The organism is Pedobacter polaris, from assembly GCF_005116505.1.
Lineage (GTDB): Bacteria > Bacteroidota > Bacteroidia > Sphingobacteriales > Sphingobacteriaceae > Pedobacter > Pedobacter polaris.
In genome coordinates this window covers 434,489-457,405 of sequence record NZ_SWBR01000004.1, presented here as the reverse complement: position 1 = coordinate 457,405, position 22,917 = coordinate 434,489, and the positions used below count along the sequence as shown (strand labels likewise).

The window sequence follows — 22,917 nt, the reverse complement described above, 5'->3', positions numbered from 1 at the left end:
AATTGATTATATCGATTATTTAAAACTTTTAGTGATCTGATTTAATAAATAACCATTTTTATCTGAACTATACTCCCAAAACATTACACCACCTAATTTATGCTTTAAAACATAATCACATTTGTTGGCTACAGACCATTCATTATCATAGGAGATGTATTGTTTTGTTTCTGTATTGAATAAATATGGTGCTTTTGCATCCTCATCTTTATATTCGATAAATCCTTTTTTATTAACTACACTATCTTTTAAGAAAGTATAGCCTTTGCCATAACTATTAGCTGTTGATGCAATGGTATCTCCTAGCCCCTTTTGGGCAGTAGTGCTTAACTTTAAGTTTCTTCCGTAAAAAGCAATACCCATTACAATTTTAGATGCAGGTACGCCAGCAGCCATGTAAGCTTTAATTGCTTTATCTGCAGAATTATCTGATGGGTAAGTTTTACTATCATATAAATTGGTATGATGACCTGCTTGCTTAGATGAATAATAATCATAGGTCATGAGATTAATATAATCTAAATATTTTGCGGCCTTCCCCATTTCAGTTTTATCTAGAAAAGAAGGAAATCCACCTGTTGCTGTGGTTAATAATTTCTTTTTCCCTGTTTCTTTTTCTAAAATATCTAACTCTTTCCGAATAGCTTCGAACATTAACGTAAAGTTCTGCTTGTCTTCTGGCCGATATACATTTCCTTCTTCACCTGGCATCCCTGGATATTCCCAATCGATATCTACACCATCTAGCTTGTGTTTTCTAATGATATCTACTGAACTTTTTGCAAAACCTTTCCGTAATGAATCAGTTAAAACAGCATCAGAAAAATTCTCACTCCAAGACCAACCTCCAATGGAGATTAAAATTTGAAGATTGGAGTTTTTACGTTTTAAGCTATTTAAGCGCACAAAATTTGTCGAATCTCTTTTATAATTATCAAGATAAGCTTGGTTGTTTTTCACGTTCACAAAAGCGTAATTAATATGCGTTAGCTTATCTGCCGCAATTTGATCTTGGTTTACCAAACCACTATACCCAGTTACATAACCAATCACAACAGGCTTTTTATCAGCTGTTTTCATGGCATATAGTAAAGTAGTAATTAACAAAAAAAGGAAAATCAAATTGATCCTGTTGTTTATAAATGCTATCATAATTATATTTTTTTTACCACATAGACACATAGATTTAGGTTATGTCCTTATGTGGTTAATTTATCTATACTTTTAAACGTAAACTCCTTTTTTCTAAAAACGCCACTATCCTTATTACAAAAAATGCAATGAGGAATGACCTCATTATTCCTCCAACACCGTAATTAAAATAGTGGAGATAATTAAAATCAATTAAACTAAATAGTGAATACAAAATATATGGAACCAAGTAACAAGTTAAAGTACTTGTACCTGCTGGTTTTATAAGGTTAAACCAGTTCTTTTTATCTTTATAATCTACAATGTAAATCATTAACATGAATACCAAAATGGTAATGCCCATGCAAATGAAAACCCATGCTGGAGTTGAATAAATCTTAGAAATTCCACCAGAAAAAGGTCTTATCAAAAAGCCAAACAGAATAGATGAAATTCCGGCACTTGCTAATAAAATCCAAAGATTTTTATCTTTTCCTTTTGCAATGAGCAAAGTATAAGCAGTAGAAATAACTGCACCGCCAAGCATTAAAGTAATAGAAGATGCATCTCCTATTTGCCATAAATTTACATGTAGTAAATCCATGTGGCTTGTAACATTAATTAATGCAAAGACAATGAATGCTGTTAACAGGAAAACTATTTTCTCCTTGGTAAGTAAATAGGTAAAGGCGGCAAACAAATACGCCCAGCCAATTAAACCTAAAATACCCCACCAATGTGATTTTAAGCCCTCAGGGCTTTCTGTATTGCCACCTCTATATAAATAGACCATTGTGGCCACGATAATTAATCCTAGCGCAATTAGTCCATATTTTAGGGGCTTTGATAGCTTCTCAGGATAATCAAGCCAAATCAAGAAAAAACCAATAGTTAAGACAATCATAAATATAGGATAGCTTAAAACTGCCTGATCATAATTATAATTCTCCATGTTTACATGAAAAAAGCCCATTACAATTAAGGCTAAGGAGCGCAGTACAATGTAAGTAGCCACTGAAAAAAACGAATCACCTTTTTTAATTCTTGCTTGAATAGCAAATGGCAAAGACAAGCCCACAATAAACAGAAATGCAGGAAAAATCACATCCGAAAATCCCATGCCATCAAAATCGGCTGCTGTATGTTCAATCCATTTTGGTATTTTACTTACCCCAGCTACATCATTTACGAAAATCATTAAGAACATGGTAATGGCTCTTAAAACATCGATAGATAAAATCCTTTTGGGTAGTGTTTTCATAAATTATTTCTTGGCCGCCCAAAATATGGCGTTTTTAAAAATCAGCTTATAAGATTCATTATCGAATAAATCAGCACCATGGCCCATAAAAATATACACGTTTTTGGCTCTCATCTTTTGGTTCGACCAGATTACTGGGTGATCACCCATTTTAATCTTTGTATCAGGCTCGTAACTCGATTCGTCAACAGTAGCAATTACTTCAACATTTGGTCTAGGGCTTTGATTATAAGTGTACCATTCTTCTTTTTGAATGACAAAAGGACTTGCAACACCATTCATAATCGGATGTTTAGGCAATTCGATATTCACTTTTGCAGCAGCAAAGCCAGGGATATAATTTTTAAAAGTAATCCCACCCATAAAATCAGCAAACCATTTCCAGAGTTTGTAGCCTTCAAATTCACCTAATAAAGTAGCATGATGGAAACCAATCCAACTGGCACCTGCCTTTTGCATCATATATTTTTCGAAAGCAGCTTTAGCGACATCACTCCACGCAAAGGGCGGATAATCTAACTGAATAAATAACTGATACTGTTTTAAATACTCCGTATTTATTTTGTCTGTATTTTGAATATAATCGATAGTGAAATTACTATCTAACGCCAATTGGTTTAACCATTCTTTAGCTTTAGCTGAATATTTGGTATGGTTACCTCCGTTCTCATAAAGCGCAATAACCTTAAATCTTGCTGCTTTTTGCGCAAAAGAGAAAATAGGCATCAAGCATAAAATGAAGATTGAAATACGGATTGATAATTTCATCAGCTGTGCTTTATTTAATTTGTTTAATCTGCAAAGCATTTAATACAGCCTTACCTTTGATGTTTTTGAAAACTAATTTTATCCCTTTATCATCGGTTACCACACATTCAAATTTCTTTTGCACAGCGTTTGCCACGCCATAAGTTGCTGATAGGTTTAAACCTTCGATAACTTGTTTGTCATTTAAAAAAACATCAAAAATTCTTTGTTCAGGAACTTCTTTGTTTGTAGCAATTAAGCTATCTAAATTATAGGGCAAGTTTGATGCTCCAGTTCCTACTAATTCTGAGAAATGCAGTGTAACTTCATATTTCCCTTTGGGCACAGCTAACTGATAGGCATCCAATCCTATCAATTGCGTTTGATAAATTGGATCATTTGTTGTTCCTTTTATGTTTTTATCAGATCCATAACTTTGGCGACTATTGCCTTTAGGCTTAAAAATTTCACCGCCAATGCTACCCCACGACCCATTTTCATAAGTTTTATTTGGCAACCAAACTTCTTGTTTTTGCTGATCTATGAATTGTCTCTGGCTTCCTAAAAGGATATTTAGCTGTTTAAACTCCTGTCCATCTTTAAAATTAAAAGGTTGTACAACAAAATTGATAATCGCATTGTCTTCAATTTTTATCCCTTTGGAGATAGCAACAGCTTTAATTTGATTTACTCCATCTTTAAATGGGAAATTCCAATTGCTAGTGCTTTCAACAACCGCTTTTCTCCCTAAACTTTGTCCATTTGCAAAAAGTTCTACCGTATCTGTATTGCTAATTACTTGCACCAATTGAATAACCTTGTTCTCATTTACATTAGCCACACCACTTCTCAACTTCCAGCTGCCATCTCCTATTTTCAAAAATGGTTTAGTTTGTAAGCTAGCTTTATAAAGGAAAAAGGTGTTTTTTGGTTCCCTATCTAAAGTTAGCAGACCTTTGTTATTTACATGGGGCATTGTTTCTTCGCGGGTTTCAGAATTAAAATCAGCTAAATTCCAAACCGCTGCACCAACTATAAAAGGCCTTTTCAGGATATCCTTGATATAGATTTGATGATATAACATTCCGTATTCCAAACTTTTATCAAATCGAACAGGAGCAAAAGCATGTATTCTTGGATCTACATCTGCTCCAAATTCAGTAACCAAAATTGGTTTATCAGGAATTTGTTGATGTATTTTATCCAAATTCGGACCAAAATCTTCTGATTTACCACCATACCACCCTTGGTATAAATTCCAGCCAACCAACATCGGTATTTTTACCAACCCTGCTTTAATGTAACCATTTACATCTCCATGATTAGACATTAAAGTATAACGAGTTGGGTCTGTTTTACGAGTTAAATCTTCTAGTTCTTGCGCTAGTTTTTCAATATTATTTAAGTATTGCTGTTTTCTTTCAGCATTATCCGCATGTCTCATTCTCAGCAAAACCTCATTCATGTAAGCCCAAATAATTACGCTTGGATGGTTGTAGTTTTGTTTAATCATTTCTAACTGCATAACTTTGCAATTAGCTGTAAAAGCAACACTCTCTGTAATTTCATTCACAATTGGAATTTCTACAGATGCCAAAATTCCCAATCGATCACAAGCATCTAAAATCGCTTGATCTTGCGGATAATGAGCAACACGTAAAAAATTACCCCCCATGTCTTTTAAAAGTTCAACATCTTTTACCTGCAAATCTACTGGTACTGCATTGCCCATGCCTGCAAAATCTTGGTGTCTACTAGCGCCTATCAACTTGCATGGCTTGCTATTCAAGAAAAATCCTTTTGCAACGTCGAAACTAAAAAACCTTAATCCAACCGTTGTTTTAACTTCATCTACAACTTTACCAGTTTGATAATCTATTAACTTTGTGGTAGTTTGATAGAGATATGGATGATCTGGTGACCATAAAATGGGATTTACAACCTGAATTTTTGGCAATTGAAAAGCTATGGTCTGATTTGCTTTAGCAGACGTTAAAAACTTTACTTCATTGATCTTTTTTCCATTTGCATTAGTTAATACCGAGGTTACGATGATTTTTTTTGCAACCCCATGATTTACTAAATTTCCATTTACAAGTACTTCAGCATTTGTTTGGCTTACATTTTCTCCCCTAACAAAAACACCCTTACTTCCATACTGATTGTCATCAAAATGAGCTGTCGCCAAAACCATTAATGATACATTGCGATACAATCCTCCAAAAAAAGTAAAATCTGCAGTTAAAGGCGCAATATTTTCATTATAGCTATTATCTACTTTAACTGAAACTTCATCGGTACCATTGAATTTTAAACCCGATAATGGAATACGAAATCCAGTATATCCACCAATGTGGCTACCTAATTTTTTACCGTTTACAAAAACTTCAGTCACCTGATTTGCACCTTCGAAATAGAGATAGAGTTTTTTGTTTTTCCATTCTGGTTTAAGCACCAGTTTCTTTTTATAAGTTCCGATACCTCGATAATAGCCCGGAGTATCATCCATTACATCAAATGCATTCCATGTATGGGGAAGATTTATCCTTTCTACAGTTGAATTTGTACCTTTTTGAAAACTCCAATCCTTATTTAGGTTGATTATTTTTCTTGAATCTTGTGCAAATGCATTCAATACCAAAAGCGATGATAGCAAAAGTAAAAACAAAGATTTACCTGTTGATAGTGAAGATTTCATATTTGGCGAATGCTTATTAATTCGTTAAAGCAAAATTGCTTTCTAGTTTGATATTGTCAGAAGCTGTTCCAATCATCAATTTAAAATCGCCAGGTTCTGCAGCCCATTGTAGCTTTTGATTAAAAAACGAAAGCTTTTCTTTGTCAATTACGAAGTTGATGGCTTTACTTTCTCCAGCTTTAAGCATCACTTTTTGAAAATCTTTTAGCTCTTTAACTGGTCTAACAACCGAAGCAAACATGTCTTGCAAATAGACCTGAACAACTTCTTCTCCATCAAACTTACCTGTATTTTTAAGGGTAAAGCTAATGTTGATCTTATCATTCATCGCCATTGCAGTTTTACTTAATTTTAAATTAGAATAATCAAATGTGGTATAGCTTAACCCATATCCAAATGTGTATTTCGGGCTATTTTGAATATCTAAATAAGCAGAACGATAACGGGTGTCTTTATCATTTTGAGACGGGCGACCTGTGCTTAAATAGTTATAATATATAGGAATTTGACCTTCATCACGTGGAAAAGTCATTGGTAATTTTCCAGCTGGATTATAATCTCCATATAACACATTGGCAATGGCATTACCAGCTTCGCTACCTAGCCACCAAGTGTACATAATGGCATTAACATTATCAGCTGTCCAGTTAAAAACCAATGGTCTACCAGCCATAATTAATACCACTACTGGTTTTCCAGTAGCCTGAATTGCCTTAATTAAATCTTCTTGTACGCCAGGGATTTGAATATTCGCTTTGCTTTTTGCCTCACCACTCATATCATAAGCTTCGCCAACAGCCATAACTACAACATCTGCTTGTTTAGCGACTTCTATTGCTGCCGCAAAACCCGCTTTGGAGGTATCTGAAATTTCACAACCTTTTGCGTAAAGTAGTTCTGTTTGGTTACCAATTTTGTTTTGCAAACCTTCATACAAAGAAACAAGTTTGTCGTTTTGCCAAGAAACAGACCAAAATCCTTGCATATCTTTCTCAGATTTTGCCAATGGTCCAATAACTGCTATTTTCTTTAAACTTTTTGACAATGGTAAAGTCTGATTATTATTCTTTAACAGTACGATGCTCTTTTCGGCCATTTTTAAAGAAGCTTTTTTGTTTTCGGCAGAATTCAATTCTTTTTCTTGGCGTGTTGCATTGCTAAAACGATAAGGGTCATCAAATAAACCCAATTCAAATTTCTTGCGCAAAACTCTTCTAACCGCATCGTCAATTAATGCAATAGATACCTTATTTTCTTTTACCAACTGCCCTAAATTTGGCAAGTAGCTTCTGCTTTCCATATCCATATCGCTACCAGCTTTAATCGCCAATTCTGCAGCTTGTTTTTTGTCTTTTGCATAACCGTGAGGAACCATTTCTCCTATCGAGCCCCAATCGCTCACCATAAAACCTTTAAAACCCCATTTCCCTTTTAAAATATCACGTTGTAAATAAGTGTTACCAGTTGCCGGAATTCCATTTAAGGTATTAAAAGAGTTCATGAAAGTTGCCGCTCCAGCATCAAGTGCTGCTTTAAATGGAGGCAAATAATATTCCCATAAGGAATGATCGCTCATATCAACCGCAGCATAATCTCTTCCTGCAATTGCGGCACCGTAAGCGGCAAAATGCTTAACACAAGCCATTATTGCATCTAAATTCCCTAATCCTTTACCCTGAAAGCCTTTAACTCGGGCATAAGCAATTTTAGAACCTAGATAAGTATCTTCTCCAGCACCTTCCATTACCCTGCCCCAACGCGGATCACGACCAATATCAACCATCGGCGCAAATGTCCAGTGAATACCAGACGCTGCCGATTCTCTACCTGCAACTCTCGCCGCATTTTCTAGCTCTGCTAAATCCCAACTCGCAGCTTCTGCCAAAGGAATTGGGAAAGTAACACGGTAACCATGGATGACGTCAAGCCCAAAAATCAATGGGATTTTCATTCTAGATTGCATTGCCATTTCCTGAACTTCTCGAGTTTCTTTGGCACCACGGATATTAAGCATAGAACCTAATTTTCCATCTTTTATATCTTTTAACTTATTAGGACTGGTTGTAATTGGACCAGTTGCATCCCTATCTCCTGTATACTGATTGAGCTGACCGATTTTCTCTTCTAACGTCATTAACCTTAAAACAGAATCTACCTTCCTATCAATTTTATCAATGTTTTTTTGCTGTGCAAAAAGTGGATTTACTTGAAAAACAACTCCCAAAATTAGGGCTGCTGCTAATTTGTTTTTTATCATTATATACTTATTATCTTCTTAATTATTTAACTCCGTCTAAAATGCCTTGATAAGCAGCTTTTCTTTGATATAAATGATCAAATGGTAAAGGCCAATCCGGACGGTTATATGTTGGTGGTATCCAACTATCTGCATCTGTTACATTCCAGGTAGTTAAACCATACTGCTGACTTTTAGGAATACTGTTATAAGTTTTAACAATAAACTTGTATTTAGCAGCTTGCAAATCTGCTAGTTCAGTTGTATAGGTTAGTGTTGGGCTATTATCTGGATTCAATGCAATATCTAGCTCAGAGATATGAACTTTTAAACCTGTTGCAGCCGCAGTTGTAATGGCTGCCGTAAGATTAGCGTCGGTTTGATTGTAACGGGTATGCATTTGTAAACCAATGCCATCTATAGGCACACCACTAGCTTTTAAATCTGTAACCAGTTTAATTATTGCAGCCCGCTTTGTGGCACTGTACTCATGCCCGTAATCATTGTAAAACAACAGTGCATCTGGATCTGCATTTCTGGCATATTGAAAAGCTCTTGCAATATATCCTACTCCAAGTTTTTGTACCCAAATGCTATTGCGATAGGTTCCATCATCTTCTAATGCTTCGTTAACCACATCCCATGAAGCTACTTTGCCTTTAAAATGACCAACCACAGTTTCTATATGGGTTTTTAATAAATCTTCCCATTGTGCAGTAGTACCATTAAAGTTATTTACCCAAGTTGGAAGCGATTTATACCAGTTTAAAGTATGGCCATGAACCCGCTTGCCATTTGTTTTTGCAAAATCTACCAAGTAATCTGCATCTGTCCAATTGTAGGTGTCTATTGACGGGTGTAATGCATTCATCTTCATTGCATTTTCTGCGGTTACGCTATTGAATTCTTTAATTACCAAATTGCGATAATTGGTATTGTTTTTTAACGAACCAACATTTAACGCAGCGCCAACCGGAAAAGGTAATTTCTCTTTTAAAGAGCCAGTTCCAATCACTACAATTTCTGGAGAAATTTCTGGAGCTATTGTAGTTTGTGATTTTTTAGAACATGCTACAAACGAAATGAAGAGAGTTAAAATGAGGCTTAAATATTTTTTCATACTGGTTTAAATGTTTATTTCTTTTTATCAAAAAAATCTGTGAGCTGATACATTTGAGCATTTAATTCTCTCATTTTATCAACCAAAGGTGAATAGAGTTGATAATCATTATTTACTATCCCTTTATTGGCATTTGTATTTGATGGTTCTGCTCCTTTTTGTTCAGGATCATTATCTAAATATTTAAACCAATGCCAGCCTATACAATTCTTAGATTCTATTAATCCAAGGGTAAAGTTTTGATAAAATAAGCCTCTATCTTGCTGGGTTTTAACAACCCAACCTGCTCCTGCTGTATTGCCTAATCCAGAATCATCTGCTTTAACATACCACTCGGTAATTAAAAAAGGTTTGCCAGACCAATTTGCCCAGTTAGCCATTTCAGCTTGGTTTGGGGTCCAAGCGTTATAATAATTCATAGAAATTGCATCGGTATATTTACCAGCAGATTTCCATAAAGGCTCCCATTTGGATTGTTGACCATGAAACCTGCAACCTAAGTACATGTGGTTAGGATCGTACTTTTTGATTGCTTTTGAAACAATGGAAAAGTACTTGTCAGCTACAATTTCTAAAAATGCAAGGCGATGAGCATCAGTGATTTTATCTACTGAAATTCCCTTTTCATCAATCCATTTTTTCGCAACGAGGTAACCAGGATCTTCCTGATTTTTCAAGGTCAGATAACCATCCAAATTTTTAATTCCTAGAGGCATTTCGTTATCAGAGAAATAGCCAAAAAGGTTAGGATCATGTTGATTAGCCGTTATTCGCTTTGCATATTGATCACAGAACTCTTCAAACTGAGGATCAAAAACGAAAATTACATTGTTTGGATAGCCTTTATGACCTGGAACAATGTATGTCCCTCCTCTTTTATCGCCATAAGCACTCATAAAATCAAGGTTGATGGTATAAGCTAAAGGTTTTGTTTTTTGTAGAGGCGAATTGGCAATCACTTTTGTATTTGACCAAGCTCCAACCCCATTAAATCCATTTGCAATTAATAATTCTTGGGTTTTGGTTATCCATTGGTTTTCTGTTACAAACTCTTTTTCAAAAGCACTTTTATTCCTATCTGATGAGCCCATGCTTACTGCATTTACTGCATTATGCAAGAATAAGTATCCGTTAGGATCAATTGCCCACCATCTATTTCCAATTTTTTTGGTGTAGTAAAATCCGGTAGCCGATTCTTTTCTATCTAATCTACCTCCATACACATCCTTTTTTATCGCTTTCTTTTTAAACCCAGTTAAGCTAGCCAATGTTCTTGTAGCAAATTCTCTATAAGGTGTAAAGGAGCTCTTATCAGAAGAATTGTTCAATACTTTACGAACAGCTACTCTTTGCTTAAAATCTAAACTATCTTGGGCAACAGCGGTGCTAACCACAAAATAAACTAAGCTTGCAAAAACACCTAAAACCTTTTTCATGCTATTTGTATTTAACTTGCATTTGGTTATAAAAATCTTGGAGCACAAAGAATGCCTTTTTCTTTTTACCAGTTTCACTAATTAAGCCTTTACGGTTCCAAAAATTCTGATACACAGGATGTTGTCTACGCGGAGATCTAAAATCAGTTAAAATCCATGGGGTCATACCTCTTAGTGCATCAATTTTGCTTAGCATGGTAATTTGATTTTTATACAAAGCCTCTTGGTATTCTTCACTCCAACGGGTATTCTCATCGGCATGGAAGCCTCCTAGTGCATCACCCCCAAATTCTGTAATCACTACTGGTTTATTGTATTTGATATTGAAACTATAACGAGTGATTTCGCTTGGTGTTCCACCCCAATACCAACCAGCATATTCATTAAAGCTTACCAAATCAATTTTTTCTCCCAGTGGATCATTTAAAATAATAGTATTGCCTTCTCTGTGCACTTCTAAAGCAGCAGCTACCAAACGTGTATCATCCAAGCTTCTTGCCGTTTCTGCTAAATTGCTCATGAAACTTAAACGTGGACTACTTAATGGCGTTTCATTACCAATAGACCACACAATAACACTTGCACGGTTTTTATCCCTTACAATTAAATCTGTTAACTGTTGTTTCGCATTTGCATAAGTTGCCGGATTTTCCCAGCTAATGGTCCAATATACAGGCACTTCCGCCCATACCAACAATCCCATTTCATCAGCTAAGCGAACCATCTCTTCGTTATGCGGATAATGGGCCAAACGCACATAATTACAATTCATTTCTTTTGCCCATTGCAACATCATTCTCATGTCGCCCTCAGAACGTAATCGCCCTGCTAACAATGGGTTTTCATCATGAATGGAAATTCCTCTTAAAAAAATTGATTTGCCATTTAGTAAAATATTATTTCCACTAGTTTCTATGGTTCTGAAACCAATTTTATCTTGAATATTTTCATTTGCAGACTTAATAGTTACTGCATAAAGTTTAGGTTTTTCTGGAGACCAAAGGTTAATTTTGTTCCATTGAAATTGCTGATTGATTTTGCCTTCAGCATCTGTAGTAAAAGTTTTTTCTAACTTTAATTCTGGGATGGCAACTGTAATTTCTTGTCCGGCGGTTGCGTCTGCTAATTTTACAACAAAATTTAAGGTATTGTTACTGCCTTTAATTAATTGTAATTTATAATCATTAATGTAATGCGCTGGCAATTCTGCCAAAAACACATCTCTAGTAATACCCCCATAATTCCACCAATCTGTATTTATAGTGGGTATTTCATCTGGTTTCCTAGTATTATCTGCTTTAACAACTAATGAGTTTTCTCCGGCCTTTAACTTTCCAGTAACTTCAAATTGAAAAGGGGTAAATCCACCTTTGTGGATACCTAATTTTTTACCATTAAGGTAAACGTGGGCTTCATAATTTACCGCACCGAAATAAACAAAATACCTTTTGTCTGTTTCTGGCTGTGCATTAAACTTACGTCTTAACCAAACTGTTCCTTCATACAATTCTAGCTTTTCAGATTGAGAATTCCAGTCGCCGGGAACGTTCATTTGTGGTGAAAGATCGAAATTATATTCAATTAACTCTGTTTTGTCCTTTTGAACTCTATCGTCATAAAAACCACCAGAGCCAGATTTAGATTGATCAAAAGGATCATGCCTATAATCATAAAACCCATTTTCATAAGGATCTACAATATAATTCCATTTGCCATTTAGGCTTAGAATTTTACGAGATTGGATATTTTGTATAGAGCTAACTTGGGCGTAAGTGCTAACTGAAAATAAAGAGAGGCAAATTATAAGTAGTCTATATTTTAACTTTAACATGGTTTGGTTTTTATCTTTGAATGAAGTTGTAACAAAGTATTTCAATGTATTTTTAGCAGAAATATTTTGAAAATCCGTCATACCCAACTTGATTGGGTATCGTAATGCGCTGTGTTATTTTTTTTACGCTTTAAGATTCCCACCTGCGTGGGAATGACGAATCTTCAGATTTTAATTTTAAAATTAATATCCAGTATTTTGACCAAGTTTAGTTGCCCTGTTCAATTCATTCTGAGAAATGGGATATAAATAGTTTCTAGCAACAAAAGACCTGTTTTCAACAGTGAATCTGGTATAAGTAAATGTTGTTGCAGAAGTTGGAACAATTCTCATTCCGCTTACTGGTCCGTTAAAAGTAGTTTCTCCTTCTTTCCAACGGCGAACATCAAAGAAACGATGTTCTTCAAAAGCTAATTCTACCCTACGCTCGTTACGAATACGTTTACGAATTTCTATTTGATTTGGGGCTACATAACCATTACCAGTCGGATTTGTAGTTTGTAGTGCAGGCATAGCAACACCAGATCTAGCACGTACCAAATTTACTGCTGCCAATACTTGTGTCATTGCTGCCGTACCCTGGGCTTCGTTTAATGCTTCTGCATAGTTTAACAGTACCTCTGCATATCTAAAATAAATCCATGGACGACGAATGGTAGTTGTTGTACCAGCCCAAGAAGCACTTTCACTTAAAAATTTACGCATGTAATAACCTGTTTTTGTAGCATTAACATTTAAGCCTAAGCCATCTTTACCGCCAACAAAAGTTTCAACAGGTTTGGTTTTAAATAACGTTAATACATAAAGAGGATTAGTTGAAACAGCAGGTTGTATTGAAGGGGAGTTATACAAAACTGAAAATCCAAATCTCGGATCTCTACCAACATAAGGTGCATTTGCACTATAACCAGAAGTACCATCAGTAATTGGTTTACCTGTAGTTTTCATTTCATATGCATCAACCATTTCTTGTGTTGGATTTGTACGTCCATTAGCTGCATCATAACTTACAGGTGCATTGTTTTGCTCAATAGCAACTGTAGCAGTAGCAGATGTTGCAAAAATAACTTCAGTATTAAATGCTCCAGCAGTATTCCACAACCAAATATTTGGATAAGAAGTATAAATGCCGTGTTTACCAGTATCCATTATTCTTTTAGCTGCATCAGCAGCTGCCTGCCACTTAGTTACATCATTAGTTGGATTGTATTGTGGACTAGCCGCATATAATAACAATCTTGCTTTTAATGCCATCGCCGCTGTGCCAGTTGCCCTACCTCTATTTGCAGCATTCCACTCAGAAGGAGATAATGGCAATCTTGATATTGCATCCTCACAATCTTTAGATATTTGGGCCACACATTCATCAAATGTATTACGAGGCACATCTAATTCATCATTAACAGTTAAAGTTTTATTTACAATTACAAAACTGCCATAACGTTTCAATAATTCAAATTCGAAAAATGCTTTTAAGAAATAAGCTTGCCCAACTAAACGAGCCAGTTGTAACTCGTAAGTTTGGTTTGCTGCAACGTTAGCAGGTAACAACTCATCTAAAACAATAAAAGGACTGGTTGGTGCTTTTTCGATAAACGTATTTGCTTTACGAATACCAGCATACATATTGCTGTAAACATCATCAAATGTTCTTACTGGGCCCCAAGTACCATTATTTAAAATAGTTATTCCACCATTTGGATTAGAGTTTACTGCCTCATCAGACCCTGATGCCAATATGCCTCCATCGCCATCTACATTATATCTTTCTTGTAGTGAGGCATAAACATTATTTAAAAAGTTTCTAGCATAATCTGGGTTAGCCCAAAGTTGAGCCTCGGTAACATCATTACCACCACTAAACGACCCATCTTGAAGAAAGCTATCTTTTTCACATCCTTGTGAGATTAACATCACCGCAAGGAAGATATAGCATATATTTTTTTTCATCTTCATCATAATTAAAATTTCAAGTTAACACCGAATGAATAGATCTTCATATACGGATATGAGGAGTTAAAACCAGACTCTGGCAACTCAGGATCAATGTTTAAATCGTTTAATTTACTAAACGTTAATAGGTTTAAGCCACTTACATAAAATCTCAATTGTGATAATTTCAGTCTTTTAACGAACCTGTCATTTAATGAATAACCCAGTTCTAAGTTTTTCAATCTCACGTAATCACTTGAGCGAATCCAGAAGTCAGAGTTAACCGTATTGTTACCACGCTCAGCAATTAATAATCTTGGGTAAGGGGCTGATGTATTTGTAGGTGTCCATCTATCAACACTAAATTGATTTAAGAAGCCATTGTTTGTGTTTCCTGCATTTACCAACTGGTTGATGGTAACTGAACTACCTACCGTTCCTTGCAACAAGAAATTCAAATCAAAACCTTTAACAGCAACCGTAGCACCAAAACCAAAAACTGAGTTAGGTACAAAATTGTAATCTGTTTTAACGATATCTAAACCATTAATGATACCATCACCATTTTGATCTACATATCTAATGTCGCCAGGTTTTACATCCTTAGCTAATAATTGTTTTGGAGCTGCATCTATTTCTGCTTGAGTTTGGAAAATACCCATGGCTTTATACATGCTACTGATGTAACCTGCGCCAGAGTTAGCAGTTGCAGCCGGGCTGATTACACTTGTAATTGGGTGACCAACAGATTTTTGATACCATGGCAAATTAGCTGCTTCGTTAATTTTTAAGATTTTACTGGTTTGATACGTATAATTACCGAAAACGTTTAAATTAACACTTCCAATTTTCTTGTTGTAACTAATACCAGTTTCAAATCCCCTGTAAGAGGCTTCTCCCTCATTTACATAAACTAAAGTCTGACCCAATGTACTAGGTAATTGAGAGCCAGTTGCTAAATCTTTTCTAATTTCATAGAAATAATCAGCACTAATAGATAGTGATTGCTTTAACATTTTGGCATCAAAACCAACACTTGTTTTGTAAGCTTTTTCCCATGTTAAGTAAGGATTACCCAATGCCAATTGAGCTGTACCACCATTAGCAGTATAACCAGTACCAAAAGTATAACCAGTTGTGCTTCTTGAGAAGAAATCGTTAAATGCAAATCTTCTCGCACTTCCAATAGCATCGTTACCTACTAAACCATAAGAGCCTCTAATTTTTAAGAAATCAAGAAATGAGCTTGTACCTTTCATGAAGTTTTCATCAGAGATGATCCAGCCTACTGATGCTGCAGGAAAAAATCCAAACCTCTGTCCAACTGCAAAATTTTCTGAACTAGAATAACCTGCAGTTAAATCAACAAAATAACGTTGTTTAAACCCATAGGTTAAACGATTGGAGATACCTTCACGTTTAGTGTCAAGATTACCAAATACAGAATAAATTTGTCTCGAAACCCTCGAACTGAATTTAATATCACTTTGCCCGAAAGTTCTATCGTAATCTAAACCAGCCCAAAACTCACTTTTTTTGACGTTGCCCGAGAAGGAATTGCCCAAATAATCTACCTTGGATGCTGTTCCATAAGTTTGATACAAACCTGTTGGAAGCAATTCTGAAGTAGCATAAGTTTGTGTAAAACCAGAACGATAAGCACCTGCAATATCATAGGCATAAAATACTTCTGCCGATAAGCCTTTTAGAATGCCATCCATTTTTTGTCTGGCGCTAATAGTGGCTATCATATTACGTACTAAATCTGTACTTGCACCTCTTGCCTCTAACATAGCTTGCGGATTGCTTGTAGGAAAAATTGAAGTTCCACCATAAGATCCATTCGGATTGATTACAGGAAATGCATTTGCTGGTGTAGAATAAACCGCATTTAAAAAGGCAGCTGTACCTTGGTTAGGGAAAGTTAAATTTGTAATCCTTCCACCAATATCTAAAGCCACATCTAAGTTTTTATTAACATGCAGGTCTATATTTGTTCTCAAATTATACCTAGTGAAATTGGTATTGGCATCATAAGTTTCGTTATAACCACCTTTATAAAAGCCACCTTGTTGATAGGCGCTTAACAAAGTGTAATACTTTAAATAAGCATTACCACCAGTTACCGTAGCCACATAACGTTGTGTTGGTGCTACACTTTTAGTAAAATCCTTTACAAAATTATTGTTTGGATATTTAATTGGATCAGAACCATCCTGATAAGCTTGTAATGCTGCCGGACTATAAACTGCTGCTCCTCCACTATTAATAGATGCTTCGTTATATAAAGTTGCATAACTATAAGAATCTAACGGACGAGCAATTTGTAATGGTGCTTGTAAACCGGCTTGAGCATCAAAAGTTACCTTGGTTGAAGTAGCACTCCCACGTCTGGTTTTTACATAAATTACACCATTAGCAGCATACATACCATACCATGCCAAAGTTGCTGCATCTTTTAATACACTCACACTTTCTATCTCGCCCAAATCCATTGCAGCGAAATTACGCTCAATTCCATCTACTAAAATTAAGGGCTCCTGGTTACTGTTATAAGATGAACGGCCGCGAACTAAAAAGCTAGAAACATCATAACCAGGCTGTTGAGAACCACTTGGATAGATCGATAACCCTGGTAACCTGCCTGTAAATACATTGGTTAATGAAGAGGAAGGTATTTGAGGAAGATTAGTTGCTGAGATGGTACTGATCGTTGCTGTAACTTCTCTCTTTTTTCTTACCCCAAACGGGATGTAAACTAAATCATTATCACCTGCATCTACTAAAGATTTGGTTAAAACAATATCACCCATGTTTAATTCTCCAGCAGGTTTCAGTATCGTTCCATAACCAACCATTTTAAACACCAATACATCACTGGTAGATGCTTCAATGGTAAAATTACCATTGCCATCGGTATTAAAAGTTGTGTTCTTTTTATCTTCCTGTATGGAGATAGCAACTCCAGGTAAAGGTTTTTTATCTTGATCTACTACCCTTCCCTTTACAGTTAATTGTTCATCAGGCTTTTGCCCATAAACGTTTAGTACTGTCGTCCATAAAAACAGCAGACATACTATATATTTTGATTTTGATAATCTCATAATTGAATAAAATCTTAGCGTTATAAATTAACTGATTACTCCCAGCCTGGATTTTGAGTTAACACTCCTTTACTTTTGTAAATCTCTGTTCTAGGGATTGGATAAAGGTTTTGTCTTTCATTCCAAACTTTTTGGAAACCACTGCCCAATGTGATCACATTGTAAGTGAAAGTGCCATTTGCATTTCTAAATACATCCATACCTTTCATCGGCACAGCAATAGTTGTTGCTCCAATTTTCCAACGCATAATATCGTACCAGCGGTGATCTTCAAAAGATAGTTCAATAGCACGCTCATGTCTAATCACTTCACGCATTTCGGCTGTTGTCATTGCGTCTTTTAAGCCGTAACCATATACACCAGCACCTTTCGTAATTCCTGCTCTTGCACGAATTTTAACAATAGCATCATAAACGCTAGCATCAGGCGCACCTAAAAACTCATTCTGTGCTTCTGCATAATTTAATAATATCTCAGCATAGCGGAAATAGATATAATTAAGTAAGGTTGTACTACCGCCCACCGTTCTGTAAACCTCTGGCCAGTATTTTTTGCTATAATAACGTGTTGCGGTATAGGTAATGTTACCAGGGTTCCAGTCTAAGCCATAAGTAGTTGTTGGAACTCCATTTACATTGGTGATAGTAGAATAAACTTGTATTCTTCTACCTTGCCAAGGCAAATCGTTATAAATAATGTTGTTGTAGAAACGAGGTTCTCTACCAACATATGGAGTAGCAGGATTATAACCAGAAGTTGGATCTGTAATCGCTTTACCATTTGCCATCTCATACATATCCACATGATTTTGCGTTGGGTTCATCTGGCCTTGTGCACCACCAGAACCTGGAGACATAGAAAAATCTTGCATCATTTCGCCAGCTAAAGGTGTATTACCTTTAATCCTGATCATGATATATTCTGGTGAATTAGGAAGGTTTAATATGTCACCATAAGTGGCTTGCAAAGCATAAGTTTGGCGAGCAAGTCCAACATCACCTTTCATTACTTCGGCTGCTGCATCTGCTGCTAATTTCCATTTTGCTTTATCATTTGTTGGATTATTTAACGGACTTGCTGCATATAATAAAACACGAGCCTTTAGTGCTAAAGCTGCACCAATAGTTGGTCTACCATAATTAGATGTACCATATTCTGTATCTGTACCTAATTTGGTAATGGCAATCTCTAGATCATCTAAAATGTGTTTTGTAACTTGATCATAAGAGCTACGAGGTAGGTTAAGCTCATCAAGTGGGCCATAAACCTTATCTATAATAGGTACACCACCAAATCTTTTGGTTAGCTCAAAATAAGATAAGGCACGTAAAAATCTCATTTCGCCCTCTACTCGTTTATGATCAAAAATTGGCACCGTAGCATTAGGAGATGGCGGCACTGAAGCTATTCTATCTAACATTTTAACGTGGATAGCTATTCCCTTGTACATTAATCTCCATACATCACCAATGTCATTTAAAGATGCTTGGGTAGAGTGCTCGTGATATAAACCACGATTTAAAGAAGTTACCGTTCCTTCTGAATTTCCAGAAACCGCTTCATCAGATGCCTGAGAAACAGCTCCCCTGTGATCGTTTAAACGAACATACTTTGTAATTAAATAATTATAGGCATTATCTGCAAATCGAGCTGCTTGTGCAGGATCTGCAAAAATCTCATCTTCAGTTAACGCCACTCCAGGTGTTCTTTCCAAGAAATCTTTCTTGCAAGAAATAAAGCAGAGCGTTAACAAGAAAATAACTGTATATATTTTATAATTTCTCATCATCTTAAAAATTAATGTTTAAACCAAAGTTGTAAACTTTAGAAGTTGGATATAGCGCTTGCAATGGAAATGTCTGATTAACAACATTTAAGTTTTCTGGATCTACATACATCTTAAATTTAGTCCATGTGTATAAATTCTGCCCATTCAAGAACACCCTGATGTTGCTTAGCTTTAAAGCACTTGACCATGCTTTAGGTAAAGTATAAGCTAACTCTACATTTCTTATTTTTAAGTAAGCACCATTTTGTAAGGTATAGTCATTTAATGCATAATTTAATGACGCGGTTCCTCTAGAGTGCAAGGCTGGCCAAGTTGCAGTTGCAGCATTGGCTGGAGTCCATGCATTTAACATGAAAGGATACATTTGCTGACCGTTGTTTTGCTCACTTAAAATTACATTAGAACTTACGTTTGCAACACCTTGAAACATTACAGATAAAGTAATGCCATTATAAGAAATACGAGGTGTAAAACTGTAAACATATTCAGGATTGCTAGTGTAACCAATAGAAGTTTGATCTAATGTTGTAATCAAACCATCACCATCTAAATCCTTAAACTTTAAATCTCCTGGTATTGGTGTAAAACCTTGTTGTTTAACTGATGAGGCGATATCTGCTGCCGATGTATAAAAACCATCGTTAACATAACCTATAAACTGGCCTACACTTTTACCTTTTCTAGCTTGAAAATCTGGTGTGCCATCTGGTTCGTCATTTTCTACAATTCTATTTTTAGCATAACCAACTTGGGCATTTAAACCAAAAGATACCTGGCCAATTTGATTTTGGTAATCTAGCTCTACCTCATAGCCTTTGTTATAAACTTCTCCCCTATTAAATTGAGGATAGTTATGTCCAAAAAGTAATGAACCACTTAAAGATGAGGTTAAGATATCCTTACGGGTTTCATCAAAAACATCGATATTTAACTTTAGCCTGTCTCTTAAGAACCTAGTTTCTAAACCGATGTTTCTTTTGTAACCTGTTTCCCAAGTAACCACATCGTTCCCTAATGCATTATCACCAATAAATAAAGTTGGGAAATTCGTAATTGACAAAGGATTTCCGAATGGTACCGAAGTATTTCCAGAGAAAGTGGTTAGATACAAGAAACGATTGTCGGATACCCTATCATTACCTACCAAACCATAACTGCCTCTTAGTTTTAAATAACTTAAAATGTTATTCTTTTTCCAAAAAGGTTCATTAGTTAACGTCCATCCAGCAGAAACAGAAGGGAAGAAACCATATCTTAAACCAGGTGCAAAGTTTTCTGAACCATTGTAAGTTCCATTAACCTCAACTGTATATCTTTCATCATAATTATAAAACAAACGACCTGCTAAACCTTGTGCTGCTCTTGGTGGGGCAGTAAATGCAGTACCGCCTGTTGTACGAATTAATTGACGTGTACCTAGTAACGTACCTGTAACCCTGTTTTTACCGAATTCGCGTTCGTAATAAAAACCCGTTTGTAAGTTCATGTTTGTGCTTCCAGAAGTTACGCCACCATCTTGTACTGCACCAAGAGGCTCATCACGGTTGCGTGTATCTGTAGAAAGTGTAGCTTCTTTTGTAATAGGGTTGTACACATAAGCTGCCCAGTTTGCATTTCTTCTCTCCACATTGTTATAATAAGAATCATAACCAAAATTCCCTTTAAAAGACAAACCTTTAGTTATAAAATCTAGCTTATAATCAACATTAAAAGTACTTTCAATTGTATTGATATCATCATTACGCGTACCGTAACGAGTTAAAATTGCATAAGGGTTCCAAATATTTGTACCTACGTTTGGATTTGCTGTTATTCTTCCATCTGGTAAAGTAACCGGATAAGCATACGCTGGAACTTGTAAGATACGAGAAATCATCCCTTCAATTGTATCATAAGAAAAAGCAGAAGATGATAATAAACCAGAAGGTTGGTAACGTGTTGCAAAGCGTCCACCTAATTTAATACCAACCGTTAAGTCTTTATTTAAAGTTAAATCTACGTTTGAACGGAAATTGTATCTGTTATAATTAGGTACAGTATTAATGCCATAAGGTGATGGGAATTTTTTGAAAATACCATCCTGAAACGAATAACCCGCTGATACAAAATACTTGGCTATTTTAGTACCCCCATTAATATTAATGTTGTGTTGAGTTTGAGAGTAATATTTTTTAGTTAAATAATCAAACCATTGCACGTCTGGATAACCAATTGGATCAGACTTATCTGCAAATTTTTGAATAGCATCATCTGAAAATGGTGCTGGTTTGCCGTCGTTAAGATAAGATTGGTTTAAAAGCTGAGCATTTTCTAGTGCTGGTAAACCAACTGCTAAACCTGTATAAGTTTGCGCTGCATAATTACCAGTGTAGGTAACTCTTGGCTTTCCAATTTTACCAACTTTGGTAGTAATTACAATTACACCATTTGCACCTTTTAATCCATAAATAGCAGTAGAAGCCGCATCCTTTAAAATAGACACCGTTTCAATTTCATTCGGGTCAACATCTGCAAAACTTGGTCGCTCGATACCATCTACTACAACAATAGCAGATGCACTTGCTGAGTTTAGGGTTGCTATACCACGTATTCTAATGGTTGCAGCGTCAGCCCCTGGTTGCCCACTTGTTTGTACCGCGATTAAACCTGGCAACCTACCAATTAAACTATTGGTTGGATTTGGCGTTGGCGATTTCATGATCTCTTCAGCCCCAATTTGAGAAATTGCTGCAGTTACACTCGCTTTCTTTTGAGTTCCATAACCCACCACAATAATTTCGTTTAGACCTTGAGCATCTTCTTCCATAGTAATGTTAAGTACTGTTTTACCATTTAAGGGAACTTCTTGATTTTTGTAGCCAATGCTAGAAAAAACAAGTACTGCATCACTTGGAACATTTTTCAGTAAAAATCTACCATCACCATCCGTTGAAATGGCATTGCTGGTTCCTTTCACTTTTACACCCACACCTGGAAGTGGCCCACTTGCGTCTTTTACAACACCTGTTACATCAATCCAACGATTTTTTGTGTTTTTAATGCCAGTTTTTAATGAAGCGTTTTTTAATGTTTTTAGATAATTTAGCTTAATACTACCTTTTGCAGTAAAAGCTGAAGCATTAATTTGCAGAAGTAAACACCAGAGTAGTGTTATAGAAATTTTCCGCAAAATTCTTTTTAATAGAATTTTCCTCATACAGTTTAATTTGGTTTGTTAGTATTCCAAAAAATTTGGTGAGGTAAATATATGCGATTAGCCTTTATAATTGCAAATAAAATATTTCATAAAATACTGATTTTTAGCAAGTTATAATGATTTTGATACGCTTTATGCGCATAAGGTTAATTACATAAACAACTGATTTTATGACATATACATAAAATAGATTTAAAAACGATTATACGCTTTAATCGCATTAAAAAAATTCGAATAAAATTTAAAGGATTTACTTACAAAGTAGTTAAAACAGTACGATGATTGCGTTAATGGTAATTATTTGTCAAGCACGAGCTTTCCACAGCCAGATTTTTCTACACCTTTTAGGTTTGCTAGTGATGCCTCAATCTAAAGAACCGCAAAGTAAAATTACAAATAGAATCCTTGCTACTAAGGGCATCAAATCACTTAATA

At 35.6% G+C, this 22,917-nt stretch carries 12 protein-coding genes; all 12 read right to left on the bottom strand.

Annotated features, from left to right (window positions below):
* Nucleotides 1–15 precede the first annotated feature (15 nt).
* The 12 genes from FA048_RS16610 to FA048_RS16555 all read right to left on the bottom strand — a co-directional run bounded on the left by FA048_RS16610 (nucleotide 16) and on the right by FA048_RS16555 (nucleotide 22,482).
* The gene (locus FA048_RS16610; protein ID WP_225872567.1) at nucleotides 16–1,152 is read right to left on the bottom strand and encodes a glycoside hydrolase family 18 protein; all 1,137 of its coding nucleotides are present in this window, start codon (nucleotides 1,150–1,152) and stop codon (nucleotides 16–18) included.
* Between the two features lie 64 nt (nucleotides 1,153–1,216).
* Nucleotides 1,217–2,392: a DUF5009 domain-containing protein gene (locus FA048_RS16605; RefSeq protein WP_136843183.1), complete on the bottom strand. Its 1,176-nt coding sequence runs from the start codon at nucleotides 2,390–2,392 to the stop codon at nucleotides 1,217–1,219.
* A gap of 3 nt (nucleotides 2,393–2,395) precedes the next feature.
* Nucleotides 2,396–3,160, bottom strand: a complete 765-nt coding sequence (locus tag FA048_RS16600) for a ThuA domain-containing protein (RefSeq protein WP_136843180.1) — start codon at nucleotides 3,158–3,160, stop codon at nucleotides 2,396–2,398.
* A gap of 10 nt (nucleotides 3,161–3,170) precedes the next feature.
* The gene (locus FA048_RS16595; RefSeq protein ID WP_136843178.1) at nucleotides 3,171–5,837 is read right to left on the bottom strand and encodes a glycoside hydrolase family 2 TIM barrel-domain containing protein; all 2,667 of its coding nucleotides are present in this window, start codon (nucleotides 5,835–5,837) and stop codon (nucleotides 3,171–3,173) included.
* A gap of 16 nt (nucleotides 5,838–5,853) precedes the next feature.
* Nucleotides 5,854–8,094 (bottom strand): glycoside hydrolase family 3 N-terminal domain-containing protein, encoded by a 2,241-nt coding sequence (locus FA048_RS16590; RefSeq protein WP_136843176.1) that lies wholly within the window; start codon nucleotides 8,092–8,094, stop codon nucleotides 5,854–5,856.
* Nucleotides 8,095–8,116: 22 nt separating this feature from the next.
* On the bottom strand, nucleotides 8,117–9,193 hold the full coding sequence (locus FA048_RS16585; protein ID WP_136843174.1) for an endo-1,4-beta-xylanase: 1,077 nt from the start codon (nucleotides 9,191–9,193) through the stop codon (nucleotides 8,117–8,119).
* 14 nt (nucleotides 9,194–9,207) lie between these two features.
* Entirely contained in the window at nucleotides 9,208–10,629 is a 1,422-nt protein-coding gene (locus FA048_RS16580; protein WP_136843172.1) for an agarase, read from the bottom strand.
* Nucleotide 10,630: 1 nt separating this feature from the next.
* A complete protein-coding gene (locus tag FA048_RS16575; RefSeq protein ID WP_225872566.1) occupies nucleotides 10,631–12,541 on the bottom strand; it encodes a glycoside hydrolase family 2 protein in 1,911 nt (636 codons plus the stop codon).
* Nucleotides 12,542–12,643: 102 nt separating this feature from the next.
* Nucleotides 12,644–14,410, bottom strand: coding sequence for a RagB/SusD family nutrient uptake outer membrane protein (locus tag FA048_RS16570; protein WP_205943514.1), 1,767 nt, complete (start codon nucleotides 14,408–14,410; stop codon nucleotides 12,644–12,646).
* 11 nt (nucleotides 14,411–14,421) lie between these two features.
* Nucleotides 14,422–17,496, bottom strand: coding sequence for a SusC/RagA family TonB-linked outer membrane protein (locus FA048_RS16565; protein WP_136843170.1), 3,075 nt, complete (start codon nucleotides 17,494–17,496; stop codon nucleotides 14,422–14,424).
* Between the two features lie 35 nt (nucleotides 17,497–17,531).
* The gene (locus FA048_RS16560) at nucleotides 17,532–19,286 is read right to left on the bottom strand and encodes a RagB/SusD family nutrient uptake outer membrane protein (protein ID WP_205943513.1); all 1,755 of its coding nucleotides are present in this window, start codon (nucleotides 19,284–19,286) and stop codon (nucleotides 17,532–17,534) included.
* Nucleotide 19,287: 1 nt separating this feature from the next.
* Nucleotides 19,288–22,482: a SusC/RagA family TonB-linked outer membrane protein gene (locus FA048_RS16555; protein ID WP_136843167.1), complete on the bottom strand. Its 3,195-nt coding sequence runs from the start codon at nucleotides 22,480–22,482 to the stop codon at nucleotides 19,288–19,290.
* Nucleotides 22,483–22,917 lie beyond the last annotated feature (435 nt).

Coding starts and splice junctions, on each gene's coding strand:
- FA048_RS16610 (WP_225872567.1), bottom strand. CDS start 1,152: ATGATAGCATTTATAAACAACAGGATCAATTTGATTTTCCTTTTTTTG.
- FA048_RS16605 (WP_136843183.1), bottom strand. CDS start 2,392: ATGAAAACACTACCCAAAAGGATTTTATCTATCGATGTTTTAAGAGCC.
- FA048_RS16600 (WP_136843180.1), bottom strand. CDS start 3,160: ATGAAATTATCAATCCGTATTTCAATCTTCATTTTATGCTTGATGCCT.
- FA048_RS16595 (WP_136843178.1), bottom strand. CDS start 5,837: ATGAAATCTTCACTATCAACAGGTAAATCTTTGTTTTTACTTTTGCTA.
- FA048_RS16590 (WP_136843176.1), bottom strand. CDS start 8,094: ATGATAAAAAACAAATTAGCAGCAGCCCTAATTTTGGGAGTTGTTTTT.
- FA048_RS16585 (WP_136843174.1), bottom strand. CDS start 9,193: ATGAAAAAATATTTAAGCCTCATTTTAACTCTCTTCATTTCGTTTGTA.
- FA048_RS16580 (WP_136843172.1), bottom strand. CDS start 10,629: ATGAAAAAGGTTTTAGGTGTTTTTGCAAGCTTAGTTTATTTTGTGGTT.
- FA048_RS16575 (WP_225872566.1), bottom strand. CDS start 12,541: ATGACGGATTTTCAAAATATTTCTGCTAAAAATACATTGAAATACTTT.
- FA048_RS16570 (WP_205943514.1), bottom strand. CDS start 14,410: ATGAAAAAAAATATATGCTATATCTTCCTTGCGGTGATGTTAATCTCA.
- FA048_RS16565 (WP_136843170.1), bottom strand. CDS start 17,496: ATGAGATTATCAAAATCAAAATATATAGTATGTCTGCTGTTTTTATGG.
- FA048_RS16560 (WP_205943513.1), bottom strand. CDS start 19,286: ATGATGAGAAATTATAAAATATATACAGTTATTTTCTTGTTAACGCTC.
- FA048_RS16555 (WP_136843167.1), bottom strand. CDS start 22,482: ATGAGGAAAATTCTATTAAAAAGAATTTTGCGGAAAATTTCTATAACA.